This window comes from Actinocorallia libanotica (genome assembly GCF_039525175.1).
Classification (GTDB): domain Bacteria; phylum Actinomycetota; class Actinomycetes; order Streptosporangiales; family Streptosporangiaceae; genus Actinocorallia; species Actinocorallia libanotica.
Window position 1 is genome coordinate 160,485 of the sequence record NZ_BAAAHH010000012.1, and the last position, 20,417, is coordinate 180,901.

Below are 20,417 nucleotides of genomic sequence, written 5' to 3' on the forward strand. Positions count from 1 at the left end.
GGCTAGAGCCGGCTCCCGGGGGCCAGGACGCCCAGGCCGAAGAGGTCGATGACGTCGTTGATGAGGGTGTCGGCCCGGGTGGGGTCCAGGTAACCGTCGACGAACATCTGGGAGAGGCCGTAGACCAGGGCCTGGGCGGCGATGCGGACCAGGTCGGGGTCGGCGCCGCGGAGCTCGCCGCGCTGCTGGCCCGCGATGATCACCCCGGTGATGGCCTCGGTGAAGAGGCGGTGGCCCTCCTCCAGGGCGGGGGTGCGGGCGGGGGTGAAGACCGTGTCGCGCAGGAGGGCGAAGCGGTGCGGGTGGGCCAGGGCGTAGTGGACGAAGGCCTTGCCCAGGGCGCGGAAGGGCAGGGCGTCGGCGGCTTCGACCGCGGCCAGCTGGAGGGCGCCGAAGTCCACCGCGACGGCCTCGGCGACGGCGGCCAGCAGGGCGGCGCGGTCGGGGAAGTGCCGAAACGGAGCGGACGGGGAGACCCCCGCTCGCCGTGCCACCTCGCGGACGACGACCGCGTCGGGGCCCGCCTCGTCCAGCAGCTCGACGGCGTGCGCGACCAGCGTTTCCGGGAGGGAGCCGTGGTGGTAGGGCCGACCGGCCGTCCGGGTGGTCATGCAGCAGTCCTACCACAGCCTTGACACCCGCCCCGGCCCCATATGTAATCAGCGATCACATGGATGTGTTCATCGATCACATAGGAGCGCTCATGGACCCGTCGCACGGCGGTGCGCGCGTGACCGCCACCCGCCTCACCTCCTTCACCCGCGACGGCCTGGTCTTCGACGTCACCGACCAGGGACCCCTCGACGGCGGGATCGTCGTCCTCCTGCACGGCTTCCCGCAGACGTCCGCCTCCTGGGAGCTCCTGGCCCCCCACCTGCACGCCGCGGGCTACCGCACCCTGGCCCCGGACCAGCGCGGCTACTCCCCCCGAGCCCGCCCGCGCGGCCGCTACGCCTACCGGATGAGCGCCCTCGCCGAGGACGTCGTCGCCCTCATCACCGCGGCGGCGCCGGGCGGCCGCGTCCACGTCGTCGGCCACGACTGGGGCGCCTCCATCGCCTGGGTCCTGGCCGCCACCCGCCCCGACCTCGTCGCCACGGTGACCGCGCTCTCGGTCCCGCACCCGGTCGCGTTCCTCCGCGCCCTCTTCACCAGCCGCCAGTTCCTCATGTCCTGGTACATGTTCTTCTTCCAGCTGCCCTGGATCCCCGAACTCCTCCTGCCCCGCCTCACCACCACCGCGGCCGCGCGCTCCCGGCTCAGCGAGGGCATGAACCCCCGTGACGCCGAGTACCTCCTCACCCCCGGGAACCTGACCCCGGCCGTCAACTGGTACCGGGGCATGCCCTTCAACCCCCCGTCCCGCCTCACCGGCGGCAACGTCACCGTCCCCGCCCTCTACATCTTCAGCGACGACGACCCGGCCCTCGGCCCCAAGGCCGCCGCGCTCACCCGCGACCACGTCAAAGGCCCCTACGCCTTCCACACCCTCGAAGGCGTCGGCCACTGGATCCCCGAACAGGCCGCCCCCGAGGTGGCCGCCCTCCTCCTCCCCCACCTCGCCGACTGACGCGACTCCATCGGCCGACCCGCCCGGTACCGTCACCGGTGGTCAGGACTGGAAGGCAGTCCTATGCCGAGCAGGTGCACGTTCGGCGAGACGACCGGCGCCCTGAACGAGCAGGGCGGCGTCGCCGACCTCGACGAGACCTTCGAGGCCTCCATCGACTTCGCCATCGCGGGCCTGTCGTCCTTCCGCTCCTGAAAAAGGCGGGTGCGGCCCCTGTCATATTCCGGCCATGCAGCCGAATGTTGACCGCCCTTCCTCCCGGCCATTTACTGTCATCATCACCTCCACGACAGCAAGGGGAGGCGCTCGTGCCTTTCACCCGTTCCCCCGCCAGGACCCTGATGGCGGCCGCGGCCACCGCGGCGGCCGCCGTCTCCGTCGCCGCCTCCCCCGCTTCGGCCTGGCCCGCGGGCGAATTCACCGCCACACTGGAGCAGAACCTGTCGTTCTCCTGGTCTCTGCTGGGGACCACGAGCACCGCCACCTGCACCTCCTCGAACCTGGCGGGGAGTATCACCAGCGGCGGCGCCATCACCATCGACACGGCCGACTTCGGCGGTTGCACCGGCGCCGCCACCTCGATCACCGCGCTGCCGCTCTCCTCCCCCTCCGCGAAGACCACGATGTCGAGCCTGTTCTGGAGTTGGAACCTCACGCCCACCAGCGGCAACTACTACGATGGAATCGTCTCCATCACCGGCTTCCGGGTCGCTTTCCAACTGAACGCACCGAGCAACATCACCTGCATTTACACGCATCCCTTCAGCGGCCGGTACTACCATGGCGACAATCCCTACCGGCCCTACCGATCCTGGCCCTACCTTCAATTCCATTTCCCGGGCGTCAACATTCCCAAATCCACCTCCGGAAGTAATTTCCTCTGTCCCGCCACCGCCAAGATCACCGGCGTCTTCCTGGTGTCCGGCATCACCTGATCCACCACGCGCCGTCCGACCGGTCTTCAAGACCCCCGCCGCGACCGCGGCTCCTTCTCGGAGTACTCCGGCGTCCGCCACCCGAGCACCTCCCGCGCCCGCCCGAAGGCCGCGTCGTCCCACCCGTCCATCTCCACCGCCGCGAACCGCCGAACGAGCTCACGCACCTGGTCGTCACTGAGCGCCATGGCAGGTGATCATAAGCCGACCGCATCCGGCACACCGGGCACTCGAGGCAGGCCCCCTATGCTCGGGGGCATGACGATCCAGCGGATGGACAACATCGGCATCGTCGTCGACGACCTCGACGCCGCCATCGCGTTCTTCACCGCGCTCGGCATGGAGCTGGAGGGCCGGGCTCTGGTCGAAGGGCCCGAGGTGGACCGTCTCGTCGGGCTCGACGGCGTCCGCACCGACATCGCCATGATGCGGACCCCGGACGGCCACGGCCGGCTCGAGCTGACGAGATACCGCGCCCCGGCGGCCGTCAGCGCCGGGGCGGAGAACGCCCCGGTGAACGCACTGGGCATCCGCCGCATCATGTTCGCCGTCGAGGACATCGATGGAGCCCTCGCCCGCCTGCGCGCCCACGGCGCCGAGCTCGTCGGCGAGGTCACGCGGTACGAGAACGCCTACCGGCTCTGCTACGTCCGCGGCCCCGAGGGCATCCTCATCGCCCTGGCCGAGCAGATCGGCTGAAACCCACTACCGAGAAGACCTCTCTCCCCATGGCCAGTAACTTATATATTAGATATAATTTTTCTCTCTTGACCCCGCCGGTCTCCGGATGTGATTTTTGAAGCGTCTTCCAAAATTAATGGGACAAGGAGACGCGGTGTCCACCCCCGATATCGATCTGCCCCCTCGTTCCTCTCCGCCTCGCGCTCCGCGCAACCTCCCGGGACTGCCCATGCCCCGGGATCCCGACCTCCTCTTCCGGCCGGAGCTGCGCCCGCGCGTCCTCCGCAGGGCCGAAGGCCGGTTCCCCTTCCCCGTCCCCAACGGCTGGTTCATCGTCGCCGCCTCGGCCGACCTGGCGCCCGGCGACGTCCAGCCCCTCTACGCCTTCGGCAAGGACCTCGTCCTCTTCCGGGGCGCCGACGGCGCCCCCCACGTCCTCGACGCCCACTGCAGCCACCTCGGCGCGCATCTGGCCGTCGGCGGGCGGGTGGAGGAGTCCTGCATCCGCTGCCCGTTCCACGGATGGAAGTTCGACGGGGCCAGCGGCGAGTGCGTCGACGTCCCCTATGACGACGTGGAACACATTCCCCGGCGCGCCTCGATGCGCGCCTATCCCACGATCGAGCGCAACCGGATGATCTGGGCCTGGCACCACCTCGAGGGCGGCGATCCGTTCTACGACGTGCCGGTCGTCCCGGAGTTCGACGACCCCGAGTGGTCGCCGATCGTCGTCCGGGACTTCCAGGTCGCCACCTGCTGCCAGGAGATGGCCGAGAACAACGTCGACCGCGTGCACTTCAAGTACGTCCACGGCACCGACGCCGTCCCCGAAGAGGAGTTCTTCGTCGACGGCCCCTACAAGAGGGCCGTGGGCGACGGCGGGAACTTCGTCCGCGAGGGCTTCGGCCTCGGCCTGGGCGTCCTGCGCCTGAAGGGCTGGACGACCTTCCTCTCCAGCACCACCCCGCTGGACGCCGACAACGTCCACGTCCGCTGGGTCTTCACCGCACCGCGTTCGCTGGGCCCGGACGCCGCGGAGCAGGCGGCGGACATGTTCTGCCAGGGGCTCAGCCAGGACATCCCGATCTGGGAGAACAAGATCTACAGGGAGCCGCCGGTGCTGCGGCCCCAGGAGAAGGACGTCAGCGAACACCGCCGCTGGTGCCGCCAGTTCTACTCGTTCCCCGAGGAGCGGACATGAGCCTCACCCGCTGGATCCGTGAACCCGCCCCGCCGAGCTCAGGCCTGACCGACGGCGTGCCGCCGCTCCCCTCGCTGGAGGCCGTCTATCTCACCGACCCCGCGGCGCTGGCCGAGGTGCTGCCGCCGCCGCTGACCCCGCCGGCGCAGCCGCGCGTCCACGTCCGCGTCACCGATATCGACCTGGCCTTCGGCGAACACCGGTACAAGGAGCTCGTCGGCTACTTCGCCGTCGAGGCCGAACTGGACGGCGAACCCGGCGAGTACCCGCTGCTCATCCCCATCGACCTGGAACCGGCCATCGCCCTCAGCCGCGAGCGGTTCGGCGAGCCCAAGAAGCTCGCCGACATCGAGCTCACCCGGACCGAGGACGGCGCCGTCCACGCCGCCATCACCCGCCAGGGCGTCACCTTCATCGAGATGACCGGCCAGATCACCGGCGATCTGCCCGTCCCCGAGCCGTACCCGGCACGGCAGTTCTGGTACAAGTTCCAGCCCGCCGTCAGCGGCGTCGGCTTCGACGGCGACCCGCTGCTGATCCGCCTGGAGCAAGTCCGCGTCCCCGAGCGGATCGAGGCGGTCGAAGGCGAGCTCGTCCTGCGCGAGCTGCCCGGCTGCCCCGTCGTCGACCTGCCGATCCTGTCGACGCCCACGCTCCGGTGGGTGCGCCGCTCCAGCCGGAACGAGCCCAAGGTCGTCGGCCCCGTCGACCCCGCCGCCTTCGCGCCCCACGCCCAGATCCGCTACCAGTGACGCCCAGGAGGCAAGGATGAGCGAGCGCTACACCCTCATCTCGACCGACAGCCACGCGGGTCTCCCGGCCGAGGGCTACCGCGACTACATCGACGCCCGGTACCACGCGGCCTTCGACGCCGCCCAGGCCGAGGCCGAGGCGATGCGGCAGCTCGCCGAGACCGACGAGCACCGCAAGTTCCTGAGCGAGTGGGACTCCGAGATCGGCCACCACGGCGGCATGAAGGGCGCCTGGGACCCGGCCGTGCGCGACGAGGAGATGGACCACGACGGCGTCGCCGCCGAGGTGATCTTCCCCGACGCCGACTCCGCGGGCGTCGGCGGCGTCGCCAAGACCCCGTTCACCGCCGGGCTCGGCTCCACCGGCAGCGACGACGCCGAGATGACCCTCGCCGGCGCCTGGGCGCACAACCGCTGGATCGCCGACTTCTGCAGGAACAGCCCGGAGCGCCGCGCGGGCGTCGCGATCGTCCCGCTGCACGACATCGGGGCCGCGGTGAAGATGGTCGAGTGGGCGGCCGGCCACGGGCTGCGCGGCGGCATCATGATCCCCACCAAGTGGGGGGCGCTGCCGTCCTACAACGACCCCGTCTACGACCCGGTGTGGGCCGCCGCGGCCGAGACCGGCCTGCCCGTCCACACCCATTCGGGCGTCGGCCCCGACGAGGACGACTACGGCATCACGCCCGGCCTCATCGCCATCTACACCGTCGAGGCCTACTGGTGGGCGGCGCGGCCGCTGTGGGCGCTCATCCTGGGCGGCGTGTTCGAGCGGCACCCCGGGCTCAAGTACGTCATCGCCGAGAACGGCGCCTGGTGGACGCCCGACATCATCAGCCGGATGGACTCCAAGTGGGAGGGCGACCACGCCACCCGCAAGTTCGGCCCCTCGGCCTTCCGGTCCGGGCTCACCATGAAGCCCAGCGAGTACTTCGACCGCAACTGCTTCATGGCCGCCTCCGTCATGGGCGACATCGAGGTCGAACGCCGCCACCGGATCGGCATCGGCAACCTCATGTGGGGCAGCGACTACCCCCACCCCGAGGGCACCTGGCCCCGCACCCGGCCCTGGCTGGCCGAGCGCTTCGGCAGGGTCCCCCAGGACGAGGTCCGCCGGATCCTCGGCCTGACCGCCGCGGAGGTGTACGGCTTCGACCTCGACGCCCTCGCCCCGCACGTGGCCCGCGTCGGCCCCACCGTCGCCGACGTCCACGGGACGGAGGCGCCGTGAGCGGCCCCCTCCAGGACTTCCGCGGACGGGTCGTGGTGATCACCGGTGGCGCGTCCGGCATCGGGCGCGCGCTCGGTGAGCGGTTCGCCGCCGAAGGGTCGAAGGTCGTGCTGGCCGACGTCGAGGCCGGAGCGCTGGAGCGGACCGCCGAGGAGCTGTCGGCCGCCGGCGAGGTGAGCGGCGTCCGCACCGACGTCACCGACCCGGCCTCGGTCGAGGCGCTCGCGGCCGGAGTGTACGACCGGTACGGAGCGGTGCACGTCCTGGTCAACAACGCAGGGGTCGGCGCCCCGTCGGCCAGGACCTGGGAGACCACCCCCAACGACTGGCGGTGGGTGCACTCGGTCAACGTCTTCGGTGTCGCCCACGGCGTCCAGGCGTTCGTGCCCAGGATGCTGGCGGGCGGCGAGCCGGGCCATGTCGTCAACACCTCCTCCGGAGACGGGGCGATCAACCCGCTGCCGAACGCGTCGGTGTACGCGGCCAGCAAGGCGGCCGTCTCCATCCTCACCGAGTGCCTCGCCACCCAGCTGCGGGAGGAGAGTGGCGGGCGGATCGGCGCCTCGCTGTTCCTGCCGGGCGGCGGGCTGCTCGACACCGGGCTGTGGACCGCCGACCGCAACCGGCCCGACGAGCTGGCCAGGGAGCGGCCGCGCACCACTCCCGCCATCACCGTGGCCCAGTTGGTGGAGATGTCCGCCGCGGCCGACGCGGAGATGGCCGTCCAGCCGCTCGACGAGCTGGCTCAGCAGGTCGTGGACGGTATCAAAAGCGGCGTCTACTGCATCGCCTCCGACCTGGCCGGGGCCGCGGAGACCCTGCGTGACCGGGCCGGACGGCTGGCGGAAGGACGCTGCCCGACGGTCGTGGAGGACCACGGAATCCTCAAGTGAGACGGGGCGGGTCCGCCCGCCCCGTCCTCCTCCCCCAAGGAGCCTGATGTGAACGCCTCCCTCGCCGACCTCTCCGTTCCCGGACCGCACGCGGCCGGAGCACCCCTTGACGCGCTGTTCGAGGCGGTCCTGGCCGCCGAGCCCGACCTGCCCTCGCTGGTCCAGGAAGGGGACGTGCTCACCTACCGGGAGTGGTGGGAGGAGTCGGCGCTCGCCGCGAGCGTCCTGGCCGAGCGGGGCGTGGGCGTCCGGGACATCGTCGCCCTGCTGCTGCCCTCCGGCCGGGAGTTCGCCGTCTGGTATCTGGCGGTGCTGCGGCTGGGCGCGATCGTCTCGGCGGTCAACCCCCGGCTGGGGCCCACCGAGATCGAGCACATCCTCGGCCGCTCCCGGCCCGTCCTGACCGTCACCGACGCTCCGGAACGCGTGCGCTGGCCCATCGTCGACGTCCGGGAGCGCGGCACCGGGGGAACGCCCTCGATCACCGGCGCGTCCACCGCGGACGACGGCGACCCCGCGGTGATCGTCTGGACGACCGGGACCACCGGCCTGCCCAAGGGCGCCTGGTTCGACCACGGCACCCTGCGGTTCATCGGCGGCAACCTCGGCCCGCTGAGCGCTCCCTACGACCGCAAGCTCATGCCGGTGCCGTTCGCGCACTCCGGTTACGTCACCCGCGTCTACGAGCAGGTCGCCCACCGCTCCTCGCTGATCCTCACCCCGCCCGTCTGGAGCGCGCACGCCATGCTGGAGGTGCTGGAGCGCGAGCGGGTGACGCTCGGGCAGGGCGTGCCGACGCAGTGGGAGAAGCTCGTCATGCTGGACGAGCTCGACGGCGCCGACCTTTCGGCGCTGCGGCTCATCGCCACCGGGGCGAGCCGGGTACCGGCCGCGCTCGTCACGCGGCTGCGCGAACGGATCGGCTGCCAGGTCGTCGTCAGGTACGCCAGCACCGAGGTCCCCCTGGCGTTCGGCACCCGCCTGGACGATCCCGCGGAGGTCGCCGCGCGCACCGTGGGCCGTCCGCTGGGCGGCGCCGAGGTCCAGATCCGCTCCCCGCTCGGCGAGCCGCTGCCCGCCGGGGCCGTCGGCCGGGTCTGCCTGCGTTCACGGTCGATGATGCGCGGTTACTGGGACGATCCCGTGCGCACCGCCGAGGCGATCGGCCCGGACGGCTGGCTCGCCTCCAGCGACCTGGGGTCCCTGGACGCCGACGGCAACCTCGCGATCGTGGGCCGCGCCGACGACGCCTACCTGCGCGGCGGCTACAACGTCTACCCGTCTGAGGTCGAGGCGGCGCTGGCCGCGCATCCGGAAGTCGCGCGTGTGGCCGTCGTCGGCGCCTCCGCCCCCGTCATCGGCGAGATCGGCGTCGCCTTCGCCGTCCTGCGGGAACCGGAGGCGGCCACGGCCGAGGACCTGAGGGCCTGGTGCCGGGAGCGCATCGCCGACTACAAGGTCCCCGACGAGGTGGTGTTCGTCGCGGACCTGCCGGTGAACGCCACCTTCAAGGTGGACGTCGCCCGCCTGCGCGAGGAGGCCGCCCGGATCGTGAGCGGCGCTCCCCCGCGCGGGTGAGCGCTCAGGACGGCAGGTCCGCGAGGTCGAGGCGGGCCAGCCGTTCGGGGTCGGACAGGATGTTGATCGCGGCGATCCTCTCGCCGGCGACGGTGAAGCTCATGATCGAGAAGAGTTCGCCGTCGACGGTGTTGACCAGCCCGGCCATCCCGTTGACCAGCGCGGGCCGGACGGTGGAGAGCGTCGCCATGCGCTGGAAGGTGGCGGCCTGCCCGGCCACCGCCTCCAGGCCGCGCAGGACCTTCATGCCGCCGGGCAGCGCCTTCCCGCCGTCGGCGCGCAGCACCACGTCGGGGTCGAGGACGGCCACCAGCGCGCCGAAGTCGCCGTCGCGGGCCGCGGCGAAGAAGGCGTCGACGACGCGCCGCTGCGCGACCGGGTCCGGCTCGGGCTCGGGCGCCTCGCCCCGCACCCGCTGCCGGGCCCGGCTGGCGAGCTTCCGCGCCGCGGCCGGGGTGCGGTCGACGATCGGCGCGATCTCCTCGAACGACATGCCGAACATGTCGTGCAGGACGAAGGCGAGCCGCTCCGCCGGATTCAACGCCTCCAGCACCACCAGCAGCGCCAGGCCCACCGAGTCGGCCATCAGCGCCTGCTGCTCGGGATCGGCGCCCTCCTCGCTGACGATCGGGTCCGGCAGCCGGGACTCCAGCGGCTCCTCGCCCCTCGACCGGCGGGAGCGCAGCATGTCCAGGCAGACCCGCCCAACGACCGTGGTCAGCCAGCCGCCGAGGTTGTCGATCTCGTCGGCCTCCGAGCGCGCCAGCCTCAGCCACGCCTCCTGGACGGCGTCGTCGGCCTCGGCCAGTGAGCCGAGCATCCGGTAGGCCACCGCCTTCAGATGCGTGCGGTGGTCCTCGAACCGCCGGGCCAGGAAATCGCGTTCATCCATGATCAATCCTTTGTCAGGTCTCTGCATCCATGACGAAGAGAACTCCCGGAATGTGACCGACGAGTCCGGTCACACTCTCTGAAATCCATGCGTCATGCCTCCGAACACATCGACCGAACGGTGAGCGGAGCAGCAGACGATGAACGAGAACGACGTCCACGGAACCGTGGCCGACGGCTTCGAGGCGGTGCGCGAGGAGTTCGCCGCCGTGGTGGCCGAGGAGGGCGGCACCGGCGCGCAGCTGGCGGCCTACGTGCACGGCAGGCGGGTGGTCGACCTGTGGACCGGGGACGAGGCCGCCGGTGACGCCCTGACCGGCGTCTACTCCTCGACCAAGGGCGCCGCCACCCTGGTGGCGGCGCTGCTGGTCCAGGACGGGACGCTCGCGCTGGACGAGCCCGTCGCCCGGCACTGGCCGGAGTTCGCCGCCGCGGGCAAGTCCGGGATCACGCTGCGGGACGTCCTCACCCACCGTTCCGGTGTGATCGGCGTCGACGGCGGGTTCACCGCGGACGAGCTCGCCGACGACCGGACGATCGCCGGGCGCCTGGCGGGGCAGCGACCGTACTGGAGGCCGGGCTCGGCCTACGGCTACGGCGGTTTCGTGGTGTTCGCGATCGTGAACGAGGTGATCCGCCGCGTCACCGGCACCGCCCTGCAGGAGATCTTCGAAGAGCGGATCCGCGCCCCCTACGGCCTGGACCTGCACCTCGGCCTGCCGGAGGTCTTGGAGGACCGCTACCGGGAGATCCTGCCCGGCCTGGCGACCCCCGAGGAACTCGCCGCGTTCTGGGCGACCGTCCCCGGCCCGCACAGCATCACCGGCATCGGCTACGGCCTCAACTCCGCCACCCCCCTGGACCAGGTCGCCTTCCTCAACACCCGCCGGGTGCGCGCGCTCGGCCAGGCCTCCGCCGGAGGCGTGGGCAACGCCCGAGGGCTGGCCGCCCTGTACGCGGCCGCGGGCTTCGGCCTGGACGGCCGGGCCCCGCTCCTCAAGCCCGACACCCTCGGCGAGTTCGCGATGCTCCACTCGACCGGCGCCGACCTCGTCACCGGACCCCAGGGCCAGTACGCCCTCGGCTTCCAGGCCAAGGGCCTGCGCTACCCGTTCCTGAGCGCGAACGCCTTCGGCCACAACGGCTCGGCCGGGTCGGAGTCCTTCGCCGACCCCGTCAGCGGCATCGCGTTCGGCTACACCCGCCGCCGCTTCTCCTTCAACTGGTCCTATCCCGAACATGACCGGCTGGCCGCAGCCGTCCACCGCGCCGCCACGGACGCCTGAGGAGGCCCGGATGACCTCGCACACCCGAAGCGGCGACAAGAGCGGCCTGGCCCTCCTGGTCATCGCCGCCGCGCAACTGCTGCTCGTCATGGACGGCACCATCGTGACCGTCGGGCTGCCCGTCATCGGCTCTAGTCTGGGCATCGCCGAATCCGACCTCGACTGGGTGCTCACCTCCTACGCGTTGGCGTTCGGCGGGATGCTGCTCGCCGGAGGCCGCATCGGCGACGTTTTCGGCCGTCGCAGGCTGTTCCGGATCGGGCTGGCGGTGTTCCTGTTCGCCTCCCTGCTGGGCGGCGTCGCGCAGAACGGCGGCACACTGATCGCCGCGCGCATGCTCCAGGGCGTGGGCGGCGCGATCGTCGCCCCGGCCGCGCTGTCCCTGCTCGCCGACACCTTCCCCGCCGGGCCCGCCCGCAACAAGGCGCTCGGCGTGTACGGCGCGATGGGCGGACTCGGCTCGGTCGTGGGCCTGCTCCTGGGCGGCGCGCTCACCGAGTATCTGGGCTGGCGGTGGATCATGTTCATCAACGTGCCCTTCGTCCTCCTGGCGCTCGCGGGCACGCTCGTCCTCGTCCCCGGCACCCGCAGGCGCGGCGGCGTGGACCTGCCCGGCGCGGTCACCGCCACCCTCGCCCTCGGCTCCCTGGTCTACGCGATCAACCGGGCCGGGTCCGACGGGCTCGGCGACGGCCTCACCCTCGCCTTCGGCGCGGCCGCCCTCGTGCTGGCCGCCGCCTTCGCCGCCGTCCAGCGCGGCACCCGCGACCCGATGCTGCCGACCGGCGTCCTGGCCGACCGCGGCAGGCTCGGCGCCAACCTGGTCATGCTGCTCATGGGCGCGGGCCAGCTGGCCACCTTCTACTTCCTCACCCTCTACATGCAGGCGGTCGAGCACTACTCGCCCATGATCACGGGCCTGGCGTACCTGCCGTTCGCGATCGGCATCGGCCTCGGCTCCGGCCTGGCCGGGCCCGCCCTGCAGGCCCGCACCTCCTCCCGGAACGTCCTGGCGGCCGGCATGGCGGTGGCCGCGGCGGCGATGGTCTGGTTCAGCCTGCTCGCCCCCGACCAGAACGCCCTGCTCGTCCTGCTCCCGGCCCAGCTGGTCGCGGGCGTCGGCCTCGGCGTCGGCTTCGTCGCGGCGACGATCGGCGGCGTGCAGGGAGTCGCCGCCGAGGACTCGGGCGTCGCCTCCGGGCTCGTCAACACCAGCCAGCAGATCGGCGGCGCCCTGGGCCTGGCCGCCCTGGCCGCCGTCGCCGCCACCACCACCGCCGAGCAGCCCGCGGGCACGGCACTGCGGGACTCCCTCACCAGCGGCTACACCACCGGCCTGCTCGGCGCCGCCGCGTTCTACCTGGCCGCCCTCCTGGCCGCGTTCCTCCTTCTCCGGACCGACACCGGGAAATCCGGGAGGAATCCGTCGCGGATACCGGTCACATCCGTCTCACACGACCCGTCATAGCAGTGGAACACCGACCGGAAAGACGAAAGGGAACCCCCGCCATGAGCATCGACCAGACCCTCCAGTCCCGCCTCCCCAACCCCGCCGTGCTCGTCCCCGAACTGGGGCAGGTCGCCGGAGCCCTCGCCAAGATCGCCGGGAACGGCCTGGTTCCGCAGACCACGATCAGCCTGGCGCAGCTGCGCGCCGGCCAGATCGTCGGCAGCGAGTACCTGACCGCCCTGCACACCGGCAACCTCCGCAAGGCCGGGGAGTCCGAGGACCGTATCGCCGCCGTCGCCTCCTGGCAGGACGCGTCCTGCTTCACCGACGCCGAACGGGCCGCGCTGGCGCTGGTGGAGGCGGTCCTCACCGCCGCCCCGGACGGCGAGCGCGTCCCCGACGACCTGTACGCGCAGGCCTCCGCCCACTACGACGACAAGGCGCTCACCACGCTCATCCTGTCGATCGGGCAGGTCTGCTTCTTCCTCCCCCTCGCCCTCATCGGCAAGCCGCTCCCGGGCGTCTCGCCCGCCGAGCAGTGGCGGAACTGATCCGTCTCCGCCGCACGACGACGCGACCCCCGGCCTCACCCAGGCCGGGGGTCGCGTCGTCTTCCCGTCAGATCTTGTAGTCCTCCAGGAGGCGCCGACCGATGATCATCTTCTGGATGTCGGCGGTCCCCTCCCCGATCAGGAGCATGGGCGCCTCGCGGTAGAGGCGCTCGATCTCGGTCTCCTTGGAATAGCCGTAACCGCCGTGGATGCGGAAGGAGTCCTCCACGACCTCCTTGCAGTACTCACCCGCCAGGTACTTGGCCATCCCGGCCTCCAGGTCGTTGCGCTCACCGGAGTCCTTGCGGCGGGCGGCCATCACCATCATCTGATGGGCGGCCTCGACCTTGGTGGCCATCTCCGCCAGCCGGAACTGGATCGCCTGGTGCTGGGCGATCGGCTTGCCGAACGTCTCACGCTGCTGGGCATAGGCGATTCCCAGCTCGAACGCGCGGCGGGCCATGCCGCAGGAGCGGGCGGCGACATTGACACGGCCGACCTCCACACCGTCCATCATCTGCCCGAAACCCTTACCGGGGACGCCGCCCAGGACGTGTTCGGCGCCGATACGAAAGCCATCGAAGAGCATCTCGGTGGTATCGACGCCCTTGTACCCCATCTTCTCGATCTTCCCCGGGATCGTCAGGCCGGGGGCGACCTCACCAAAACCAGGGGTCTTCTCGATGAGGAACGTCGTCATGTTCTTGTACACCGAGTCGGCGCCCTCGTCGGTGACGCACAGCACCGCCACCAGGCTGGAGGAACCTCCGTTGGTCAGCCAGTACTTCTGACCGCTGATGACGTAGTCGTCGCCATCGCGCACCGCCTTGGTCTTGATCGCCGAGACGTCCGAGCCGCAGTCCGGCTCCGACATCGAGAACGCACCCCGCAACTCACCGGTGGCCATGCGCGGCAGCAGATCCGCCTTCTGCTCTTCCGTGCCGTGCTTCATCACCATGTAGGCGACGATGAAGTGGGTGTTGATGACGCCCGACACGCTCATCCACGCCCGCGCCAACTCCTCCACCGCCAGGGCGTACGTCAGCAGCGACTCACCCAGACCCCCGTACTCCTCGGGGATCATCAGACCGAACACACCCAGCTTCTTCAAACCCTCGACGATCTCCGCCGGATAGGTGTCGCCGTGCTCCAACTCGGTGGCCACCGGAAGGATCTCCTTCTCGGCGAACTCCGCCACCGCCGCCAGGATTTCCCGCTGCACCTCGGTCAGACCCTCGGTCCGCGCCAGACGCTTCATGTCTACCTCCTAGGGGGGATGGGGCCAGCGTCTCAGAAGGCCGCGGCGAGGTGTTCGGCGTGGTCCCCCGCAGTGCCGAAGACCGTCTCCTGGACCCAGGCGCGCTTGAGGTGGAGGTGGGCCAGGACCTCCCAGGTGAAGCCCATGCCGCCGTGCACCTGGATGCCCGTCCGGCCGCCGGCCGCCGCGGCCTCGTCGGCCAGGAGCTTGGCCGACGAGGCCGCCGCGTGCGGGTCGCCCGACTCGGGGTCGTCCAGCACCAGCGCGGCCACCAGGGTCGCGGCGCGGGCCAGGTCGGTCCGGACCAGGCATTCGGCGAGCAGGTGCTTGACCGCCTGGAAGGAGCCGATGACGCGGTCGAACTGCGTGCGCTCCTTGGCGTACCGGACGGCGAGGTCGAGCGCGCCCTGGGCGGTGCCGACCTGGAGGGAGGCGGTGAGCACCGCGCCCAGCAGCCGCCAGCGGGCCGCGTCCTCGGCGGTGCCGATCCGCTCGCCGTCCTCGGGCCGTACAAAGACCCGGCCGACGGGCGTCAGCGGGTCCAGCGGCAGTGCGACGGGTTCGGCCCGCGGGGCGGGCAGCAGGAACAGGCCGTCGTCGTCGATCACGACCAGGTGGGTGGCGGCCCGCGGGTGCTCGACGACGGACGTGGCGTCGCGGGTGTCGAGCAGGGTCACGACCGCGTCGCCCTCGGCCGCGCCGGGCACCAGTCCGGCGGCGAGGAAGGCGGCGGTCACCGGTCCCGGCACCAGGGCGCGGCCGAGCTCCTCGAAGAGGATGACGGCGTCGGCCGTGCCCAGGCCCATGCCGCCCGCGTCCTCGGGCAGCGTCACCGTGAAGACGCCCATCTCCGCGAGTGCCTTCCAGGCGTCATGGTCGAAGTCGCCGGTCTCGGTGGCGGCGCGCAGCCGGTCGGGACTCCACAGGTCGGCCAGCCGGTCCCGCAGCGCCGCCCGCAGGTCCTTCTGGTCGGCGTTGAGCGTCAGGTCCACCGTGGCTCCTTGGGCAGGCCGAGCACCCGCTCGGCGAGGATGTTCTTCTGGATCTGGGAGGTGCCGGCCGCGATCGTGAACGACAGCGTGTTGACGCGGTCCTCCACCATGTGGGCGTCCGGCAGGTCGCTCATCGCCAGCGAGGCGCGGCCCAGGACGTGCGAGGCGAGGTCGCCGATGCGCTGGCGGCTCTCGGTGAACTTCAGCTTGAACACCGAGGCGCCCTGGACGGGGATCATCCCGGCCTGGGCCTCGGAGACGTTCTTGCAGATCAGCGACCACAGCCCGTTCACCTCGGCGGTGAGCCTTCCGACGTCGCGGCGCAGCGCGGCGTCGTCCCACAGGGTGCCGCCGCCGGGCGCGGGCGTCTTCCTGGCGATGGCGACGGTCTCCTCCAGCAGATTGCGGGACTCGATCACGTCCGAGATGAAGGCGGTGCCCCGCTCGAAGGAGAAGGTGACCATGGCGACCCGCCAGCCGTCGTTCTCCGCGCCGACCCGGTTGGCGACGGGCACGCGCACGTCGTCGAGGATCAGTTCGCTGAACTCGCTGCTGCCCACGACGGTGCGCAGCGGGCGGACCTGCACGCCGGGGGTGTCCATCGGCAGGATCAGCCAGGTGATGCCCTTGTGCTTGGGCGCGGCCGGGTCGGTGCGCACCAGCAGCTCGCAGTGGTCGGCGACCTCGGCGTGCGAGGTCCACACCTTGCGGCCGTTGACGACGTAGTGGTCGCCGTCGCGGACGGCGGTGGTGCGCAGCGCCGCGAGGTCGGAGCCCGCGTCGGGTTCGGAGAAGCCCTGGCACCACACCTCCTCGCCGCGCAGGATGCGCGGGAGGTGCGCGGCGCGCTGCTCTTCGGTGCCCTCCACGATGAGGGTCGGGCCGGCGTGCAGGAGGCCGACGAAGTTGGCGCCGACGTAGGGGGCGCGGGCGCGGGCCGTCTCCTCCAGGAAGATCAGCTGCTCGGTGGGGCTGGCGCCGAGGCCGCCGTGCTCGGCGGGCCAGTCCACGCCCGCGTATCCGGCGTCGAACAGCAGGCGCTGCCAGGCGGTGTCGTACGCCCGGCGGGCGGGCCAGTCGTCGCGGTCGGGTTTGTCGGGGAGGGAGGGCAGGACGTCGGCCAGCCAGGACCGCAACCGGTCCCGGAAGGCGGTCTCGGCGGGGGTCAGACGCAGATCCACGAGAAGCTCCTGTGCCGGGGCATGCACGATGCCCGCAATCTACTGAGGGACGGTCACCAGCCGCGGAAACGGGGCGAGCGGCGTTCGACGAAGGCGCGCAGCCCCTCCCGCCCGTCCTCGCTGGTCATGTTGATCTCTGCGGCCAGCGCCTCCTCGGCGAGGCTGGCCGCGCGGTCGCCGTCCAGGGCGTGGTTGATGAGCCGTTTGCCCAGGCCGAGCGCGACGGTGGGCCCGGCGGCCAGGCGCGCGGCCCACGCCCCGGCGGCCCCGGCGAGCTCGTCCGCCGGGACGACCCGGTTGACCAGGCCGATCCGCTCGGCGTCGGCGGCGGGCAGGTCGTCGCCGAAGAAGACGAGTTCCTTGGCCTTCTGCGGGCCGACGAGCCGGGCGAGCAGGTAGGCGCCGCCGCCGTCGACGACCAGGCCGCGCCGCACGAACACCTCGATGAACCTGGCGTGGTCGGCCGCCAGCACCAGGTCGCAGGCGTAGGCGAGGTGGCAGCCGATCCCGGCGGCCGTGCCGTTGACCGCGGCGATGACGGGCTTCTCGCAGTCGAGGACGGCCGAGACGAGTTGCTGCGCGCCGCCCGCGATGGCGCGGGCCACCGTTCCGGCCGGGTTCTCGGGCAGCCCTTCGGGCAGGTCCTCCGCGGGGGCCGCGGGGGCCGCGGGGGCGCCCAGCGCGGCGCCGGTGCAGAAGTGGCGGTCCCCCGCCCCGGTGAGCACGACCGCCCGCACCCGGGGGTCGGCGCTCGCCTCGCCCAGCCGGTCGATGATCTGCCCGCGCTGGCCGGGGGTGATGGAGTTGCCCGCCTGCGGCCGGTTGAGCGTCATCCGGGCGACGCCCTCCGCCACCTCCCACAGGAGTTCGGGTTCCGGTGGCTGCTCGGACTGTGCTGACACGGGCGTGCCGCCTTTCTCGAAGGTGAGTGTAAATTATATAAAACATCATCAATCAGGGAATCTGGGAGCGGTATGAACGACAAGGTCTACATCCACGAGTTCATCCACATCACCAAGCAGAACCGCGCCCGCTACATGCACCACATGACCGCCAACTGGAGCCCCATCGCCCAGGAGCAGCGGAACCAGCTCTGCTACGGCGTGTGGGGCGTCGTCGGCAGCACCGGCCCCTGGCCCCAGACGGTGAACATGTGGGAGGAGGACGGCTTCGACGGCCTCGCCGACTCCTTCACGCTGGAGTTCGGCAACAAGATCCTGCAGGACCCCGCGCTGGAGAAGTGGTGGGCCGCCGCCGCCGACCTGCGCTCGGGCGGCTTCGACCGCATCGTGGTCCCCCATCCGGAGACCCCGACCATCGAGCAGCTGTGCGCGGCGGGCGTGCGCGGCGAGGTCTACGCCCACGAGCTGGTGAAGGTCGAGCCCGGAACCGCCTGGCATTTCCTGGACGCCGCGATGGCGGGCGCGGAGGCCGCCCGGGAGCGCACCGGATGGCGCCTCGTCGGCGCATGGGCCACCGCCATGCACAACCTCGACGAGTGTCTTCTGCTGTGGGCCGTCCCCACCTGGCGCGCGTGGGGCGCTCTGGAGAAGGCGCAGATCCGCGGCGAGGACGCGCTGCTCGCCAAGGCCGGCGACCTGGTCCGCGAGCGGGAGCGCATCCTCCTCGTCGACGCGCACCTGTCCCCCTTCCGCACCGGCCGCCAGCCCTCGCGCGAGGACCGCACGGACTGGACGGACTAGGCCCGGGTGTCGGCTCTCCGGCAAGAAGGAAAGAAGCGCGGGCGGCGGGCGATCCCTCATCTCGACCGCCGCCCGCGCCGTCTCAGTCCGTGCCGAGGATGGACACGAAGCTGACCATCTCCCCGGGGTAGCCGCCCAGGTTGTGGGTGAGCGCCAGGGAGCGGGAGCCGTAGGTGGAGACGCGCCGCTCCTCGGGCGCCTCGCCACGCAGCTGCAGCCACGCCTCGAACATCATGCGCAGGCCGGACGCGCCCACCGGATGCCCGAACGACTTGAGCCCTCCGTCGGGGTTGACCGGCAGCTCGCCGTCCAGGTCGAACGCCCCCGCCAGGACGCGCTTCCAGGCCGTGCCGCGTTCGGCCAGCCCGAGGTCCTCCAGCAGCACCAGCTCGGTCGGGGTGAAGCAGTCGTGCACCTCGGCCAGCGCCAGCTCGTCGGGAGGTGAGACGACGCCGGCCTGGGCGTAGGCGTCCCGGGCCGAGGCGGCGACCTCGGGGAAGGTCGTGTAGTCGTAGGCCGGGTCCATCAGGCCCGAGCCGTCCCCGGCGACGAACGACAGCGCCTTGATGAACAGCGGCTTGTCGGTGTACCGGTGGGCGTCCTCGGCCCGTACGACGATCGCCGCGGCCGAGCCGTCCGCCACGCCCGCGCAGTCGAAGACCGACAGTCCTCCGGCCACCGCGGGCATCGCGCACAGCTTCTCCACGGACATCTCCTTGCGGAACTGCGCACGGGGGTTGCGCGCCCCATTGGCGTGGTTCTTGGAGGCGATGCGGGCCAGGACCGTGCGCATCTCCTCCTGATCCACGCCGTAGCGGCGGGCGTAGGCGGGCGCGACCATGGAGAACATCGCCGCGGCCGTCAGCGTGCGCTGCGTGCCGTCGTTGGGGATGGGGAAGGCGTTGAGCCCCTGGTAGCCGGAGTCCTTGACCTTCTCCACGCCGACGGCCATCGCCACGTCGTAGGCACCGCTGGCCACCGCGTAGGCGGCCTGGCGCAGCGCCTCGGAGCCGGTGGCGCAGTAGTTCTCCACCCGGGTGACGGGCTTGTCCCGCAACCGCAGCGGCTTGGAGAGCGTCAGGCCGCTCATGCCCGACTGGGCGGTGCCCAGCCAGTAGGCGTCGACCTGCTCCTTGTCGACCCCGGCCGAGGCGAACGCCTCCCCGGTCGAGGCCAGGAGCAGCTCGTCGACGCCCTTGTCCCAGTGCTCGGTGAAGCGGGTGCAGCCCATGCCGACGATGGCGACGCGGTCCTTGATGCCGTGCGAGCCCATCTCAGTGCTCCTTCCCCGCGCCGCGCGCGGGACGGGCCTTCCAGAAGTAGTTGTGGATCCCGTCGGCGGTGAACAGCCGCCGGAAGGTCGGCTCGACCCTGTCCCCCATGGCGACCTCGGTCTCGTCCACGTCGGTGAGTTCGATGGGCAGGCGGCCGCCGCCGTCGAAGTCCACGACCGCGAACACCACCGGCGGGCTCGGCGAGTAGGCGAGCCGGTCCACGGTGAAGGTGACGATCGTGCCCGCCGCGTCGGCCATGGGCGCGGCCTCGGCGTCCAGCGGGGACGGCGGCATCCGCACCATGCCCTCCTCTCCGCGGGAGCCGACGAGGCCGAACTTCCAGTCGGCGTTGCGGCGGGCGGCCGAGGAGGAGGGGCGGGTGGGCTCGGGCCTGCGCGGCGGCTCGACCGGCAGCAGGCCGCGCCAGGCCAGGTAGGTGCCGTAGGCGACGGGCGCGCCGGAGGCGATCTGCGCCCGCACGGGGCTCTCCACGGGGCGGGCGGCGAGCGCGAAGGTGGTGCGGAAGACCAGGGCGTCCGCGCCGTCGGCCAGTGACAGCAGGACGATGATCCGGCCTTCGGCGGGGTCGGCTTCGAGCGCCGCCGCCAGCAACAGCGCGGGCTGGGCCGCGCCGACGTTGCCCACGGTCGCGTCGAGTCGGTCGGCGACGCGGTCGGCGGGCACCCCGGAGCGGGCGGCGACCGCCTTGGCGGCGCGTCCGTGCAGGCCCGCCACGATGAGCGTGTCCACGTCCGCGGTCGCGATCCCGGCGTCTTCGAGTGCGAGCTTCAGCGCCTCCGCGCCGAGTTCGGTGTAGCGGGTCTCGCCGAACCGCTCCTCCCACAGCCGGGACGCGTTCTCGCCGGGCACCCGCCAGCGGTCGACGAACTCCTCCGTCACCGAGGAGCGGCCGAGGAGTTCGGCGACGACCGGTCCGTCGGCGTCGGAGCCGACGAGCAGGGCCGCCGCGCCGTCGGCGCCCGCCGCCGC

The 20,417-nt window shown here is 71.8% G+C and carries 22 protein-coding genes; 13 read left to right on the top strand and 9 right to left on the bottom strand.

Features of this window, described 5'->3' with window-relative positions:
* Nucleotides 1–2 precede the first annotated feature (2 nt).
* Nucleotides 3–611, bottom strand: a complete 609-nt coding sequence (locus ABD140_RS17055; protein WP_344241821.1) for a TetR/AcrR family transcriptional regulator — start codon at nucleotides 609–611, stop codon at nucleotides 3–5.
* Nucleotides 612–703: 92 nt separating this feature from the next.
* Between ABD140_RS17055 and ABD140_RS17060 the strand changes: the two genes are divergently transcribed.
* From ABD140_RS17060 to ABD140_RS17070, 3 genes are all read left to right on the top strand, one after another.
* A complete protein-coding gene (locus ABD140_RS17060; RefSeq protein ID WP_344241822.1) occupies nucleotides 704–1,570 on the top strand; it encodes an alpha/beta fold hydrolase in 867 nt (288 codons plus the stop codon).
* A gap of 63 nt (nucleotides 1,571–1,633) precedes the next feature.
* Nucleotides 1,634–1,765, top strand: coding sequence for a hypothetical protein (locus ABD140_RS17065; protein WP_344241823.1), 132 nt, complete (start codon nucleotides 1,634–1,636; stop codon nucleotides 1,763–1,765).
* Nucleotides 1,766–1,911: 146 nt separating this feature from the next.
* Nucleotides 1,912–2,505, top strand: a complete 594-nt coding sequence (locus ABD140_RS17070) for a hypothetical protein (RefSeq protein WP_344241824.1) — start codon at nucleotides 1,912–1,914, stop codon at nucleotides 2,503–2,505.
* Nucleotides 2,506–2,531: 26 nt separating this feature from the next.
* Here ABD140_RS17070 and ABD140_RS17075 read toward each other — a convergent pair whose 3' ends face one another.
* A complete protein-coding gene (locus ABD140_RS17075; RefSeq protein WP_344241825.1) occupies nucleotides 2,532–2,693 on the bottom strand; it encodes a hypothetical protein in 162 nt (53 codons plus the stop codon).
* Between the two features lie 85 nt (nucleotides 2,694–2,778).
* Between ABD140_RS17075 and ABD140_RS17080 the strand changes: the two genes are divergently transcribed.
* The 6 genes from ABD140_RS17080 to ABD140_RS17105 all read left to right on the top strand — a co-directional run bounded on the left by ABD140_RS17080 (nucleotide 2,779) and on the right by ABD140_RS17105 (nucleotide 8,841).
* The gene (locus ABD140_RS17080) at nucleotides 2,779–3,204 is read left to right on the top strand and encodes a VOC family protein (protein ID WP_344241845.1); all 426 of its coding nucleotides are present in this window, start codon (nucleotides 2,779–2,781) and stop codon (nucleotides 3,202–3,204) included.
* A 211-nt stretch (nucleotides 3,205–3,415) separates the two neighbouring features.
* Nucleotides 3,416–4,387 (top strand): Rieske 2Fe-2S domain-containing protein, encoded by a 972-nt coding sequence (locus tag ABD140_RS17085; protein WP_344241826.1) that lies wholly within the window; start codon nucleotides 3,416–3,418, stop codon nucleotides 4,385–4,387.
* Nucleotides 4,384–5,139: an acetoacetate decarboxylase family protein gene (locus ABD140_RS17090; protein WP_344241827.1), complete on the top strand. Its 756-nt coding sequence runs from the start codon at nucleotides 4,384–4,386 to the stop codon at nucleotides 5,137–5,139. The genes ABD140_RS17085 and ABD140_RS17090 overlap by 4 nt, the downstream gene beginning before the upstream one ends.
* Before the next feature lie 16 nt (nucleotides 5,140–5,155).
* The gene (locus tag ABD140_RS17095; protein WP_344241828.1) at nucleotides 5,156–6,370 is read left to right on the top strand and encodes an amidohydrolase family protein; all 1,215 of its coding nucleotides are present in this window, start codon (nucleotides 5,156–5,158) and stop codon (nucleotides 6,368–6,370) included.
* Nucleotides 6,367–7,263, top strand: a complete 897-nt coding sequence (locus ABD140_RS17100; protein ID WP_344241829.1) for an SDR family NAD(P)-dependent oxidoreductase — start codon at nucleotides 6,367–6,369, stop codon at nucleotides 7,261–7,263. The genes ABD140_RS17095 and ABD140_RS17100 overlap by 4 nt, the downstream gene beginning before the upstream one ends.
* Before the next feature lie 48 nt (nucleotides 7,264–7,311).
* The gene (locus tag ABD140_RS17105) at nucleotides 7,312–8,841 is read left to right on the top strand and encodes a class I adenylate-forming enzyme family protein (protein WP_344241830.1); all 1,530 of its coding nucleotides are present in this window, start codon (nucleotides 7,312–7,314) and stop codon (nucleotides 8,839–8,841) included.
* A 4-nt stretch (nucleotides 8,842–8,845) separates the two neighbouring features.
* On the opposite strand, the gene sigJ is transcribed toward ABD140_RS17105, so the two are convergent.
* A complete protein-coding gene (gene sigJ, locus ABD140_RS17110) occupies nucleotides 8,846–9,733 on the bottom strand; it encodes an RNA polymerase sigma factor SigJ (RefSeq protein WP_344241831.1) in 888 nt (295 codons plus the stop codon).
* 139 nt (nucleotides 9,734–9,872) lie between these two features.
* On the opposite strand from sigJ, the gene ABD140_RS17115 reads away from it, so the two are divergent.
* From ABD140_RS17115 to ABD140_RS17125, 3 genes are read left to right on the top strand one after another with little or no spacing between them, the layout of a single operon-like run.
* On the top strand, nucleotides 9,873–11,018 hold the full coding sequence (locus ABD140_RS17115; protein ID WP_344241832.1) for a serine hydrolase domain-containing protein: 1,146 nt from the start codon (nucleotides 9,873–9,875) through the stop codon (nucleotides 11,016–11,018).
* Nucleotides 11,019–11,028: 10 nt separating this feature from the next.
* On the top strand, nucleotides 11,029–12,486 hold the full coding sequence (locus tag ABD140_RS17120) for an MFS transporter (RefSeq protein WP_344241833.1): 1,458 nt from the start codon (nucleotides 11,029–11,031) through the stop codon (nucleotides 12,484–12,486).
* A gap of 41 nt (nucleotides 12,487–12,527) precedes the next feature.
* Nucleotides 12,528–13,019: a carboxymuconolactone decarboxylase family protein gene (locus tag ABD140_RS17125; protein WP_344241834.1), complete on the top strand. Its 492-nt coding sequence runs from the start codon at nucleotides 12,528–12,530 to the stop codon at nucleotides 13,017–13,019.
* Nucleotides 13,020–13,086: 67 nt separating this feature from the next.
* On the opposite strand, the gene ABD140_RS17130 is transcribed toward ABD140_RS17125, so the two are convergent.
* From ABD140_RS17130 to ABD140_RS17145, 4 genes are read right to left on the bottom strand one after another with little or no spacing between them, the layout of a single operon-like run.
* Complete coding sequence (locus ABD140_RS17130) at nucleotides 13,087–14,277, bottom strand: acyl-CoA dehydrogenase family protein (RefSeq protein WP_344241835.1); 1,191 nt, start codon at nucleotides 14,275–14,277, stop codon at nucleotides 13,087–13,089.
* Nucleotides 14,278–14,309: 32 nt separating this feature from the next.
* Complete coding sequence (locus ABD140_RS17135) at nucleotides 14,310–15,269, bottom strand: acyl-CoA dehydrogenase family protein (protein WP_344241836.1); 960 nt, start codon at nucleotides 15,267–15,269, stop codon at nucleotides 14,310–14,312.
* Nucleotides 15,260–16,450 (bottom strand): acyl-CoA dehydrogenase family protein, encoded by a 1,191-nt coding sequence (locus ABD140_RS17140; RefSeq protein WP_344241837.1) that lies wholly within the window; start codon nucleotides 16,448–16,450, stop codon nucleotides 15,260–15,262. The genes ABD140_RS17135 and ABD140_RS17140 overlap by 10 nt, the downstream gene beginning before the upstream one ends.
* Before the next feature lie 53 nt (nucleotides 16,451–16,503).
* Complete coding sequence (locus ABD140_RS17145; RefSeq protein WP_344241838.1) at nucleotides 16,504–17,352, bottom strand: enoyl-CoA hydratase/isomerase family protein; 849 nt, start codon at nucleotides 17,350–17,352, stop codon at nucleotides 16,504–16,506.
* Between the two features lie 72 nt (nucleotides 17,353–17,424).
* On the opposite strand from ABD140_RS17145, the gene ABD140_RS17150 reads away from it, so the two are divergent.
* Nucleotides 17,425–18,153 carry a hypothetical protein gene (locus ABD140_RS17150; protein ID WP_344241839.1) on the top strand — a complete coding sequence of 243 codons (729 nt, stop codon included), beginning with the start codon at nucleotides 17,425–17,427 and terminating at the stop codon, nucleotides 18,151–18,153.
* A gap of 82 nt (nucleotides 18,154–18,235) precedes the next feature.
* On the opposite strand, the gene ABD140_RS17155 is transcribed toward ABD140_RS17150, so the two are convergent.
* Together ABD140_RS17155 and ABD140_RS17160 are read right to left on the bottom strand one after the other, a co-directional pair.
* Nucleotides 18,236–19,426, bottom strand: coding sequence for an acetyl-CoA acetyltransferase (locus ABD140_RS17155; RefSeq protein ID WP_344241840.1), 1,191 nt, complete (start codon nucleotides 19,424–19,426; stop codon nucleotides 18,236–18,238).
* A 1-nt stretch (nucleotide 19,427) separates the two neighbouring features.
* On the bottom strand, nucleotides 19,428–20,417 hold a 990-nt coding region (locus ABD140_RS17160; protein ID WP_344241841.1), incomplete at its 5' end, for an OB-fold domain-containing protein.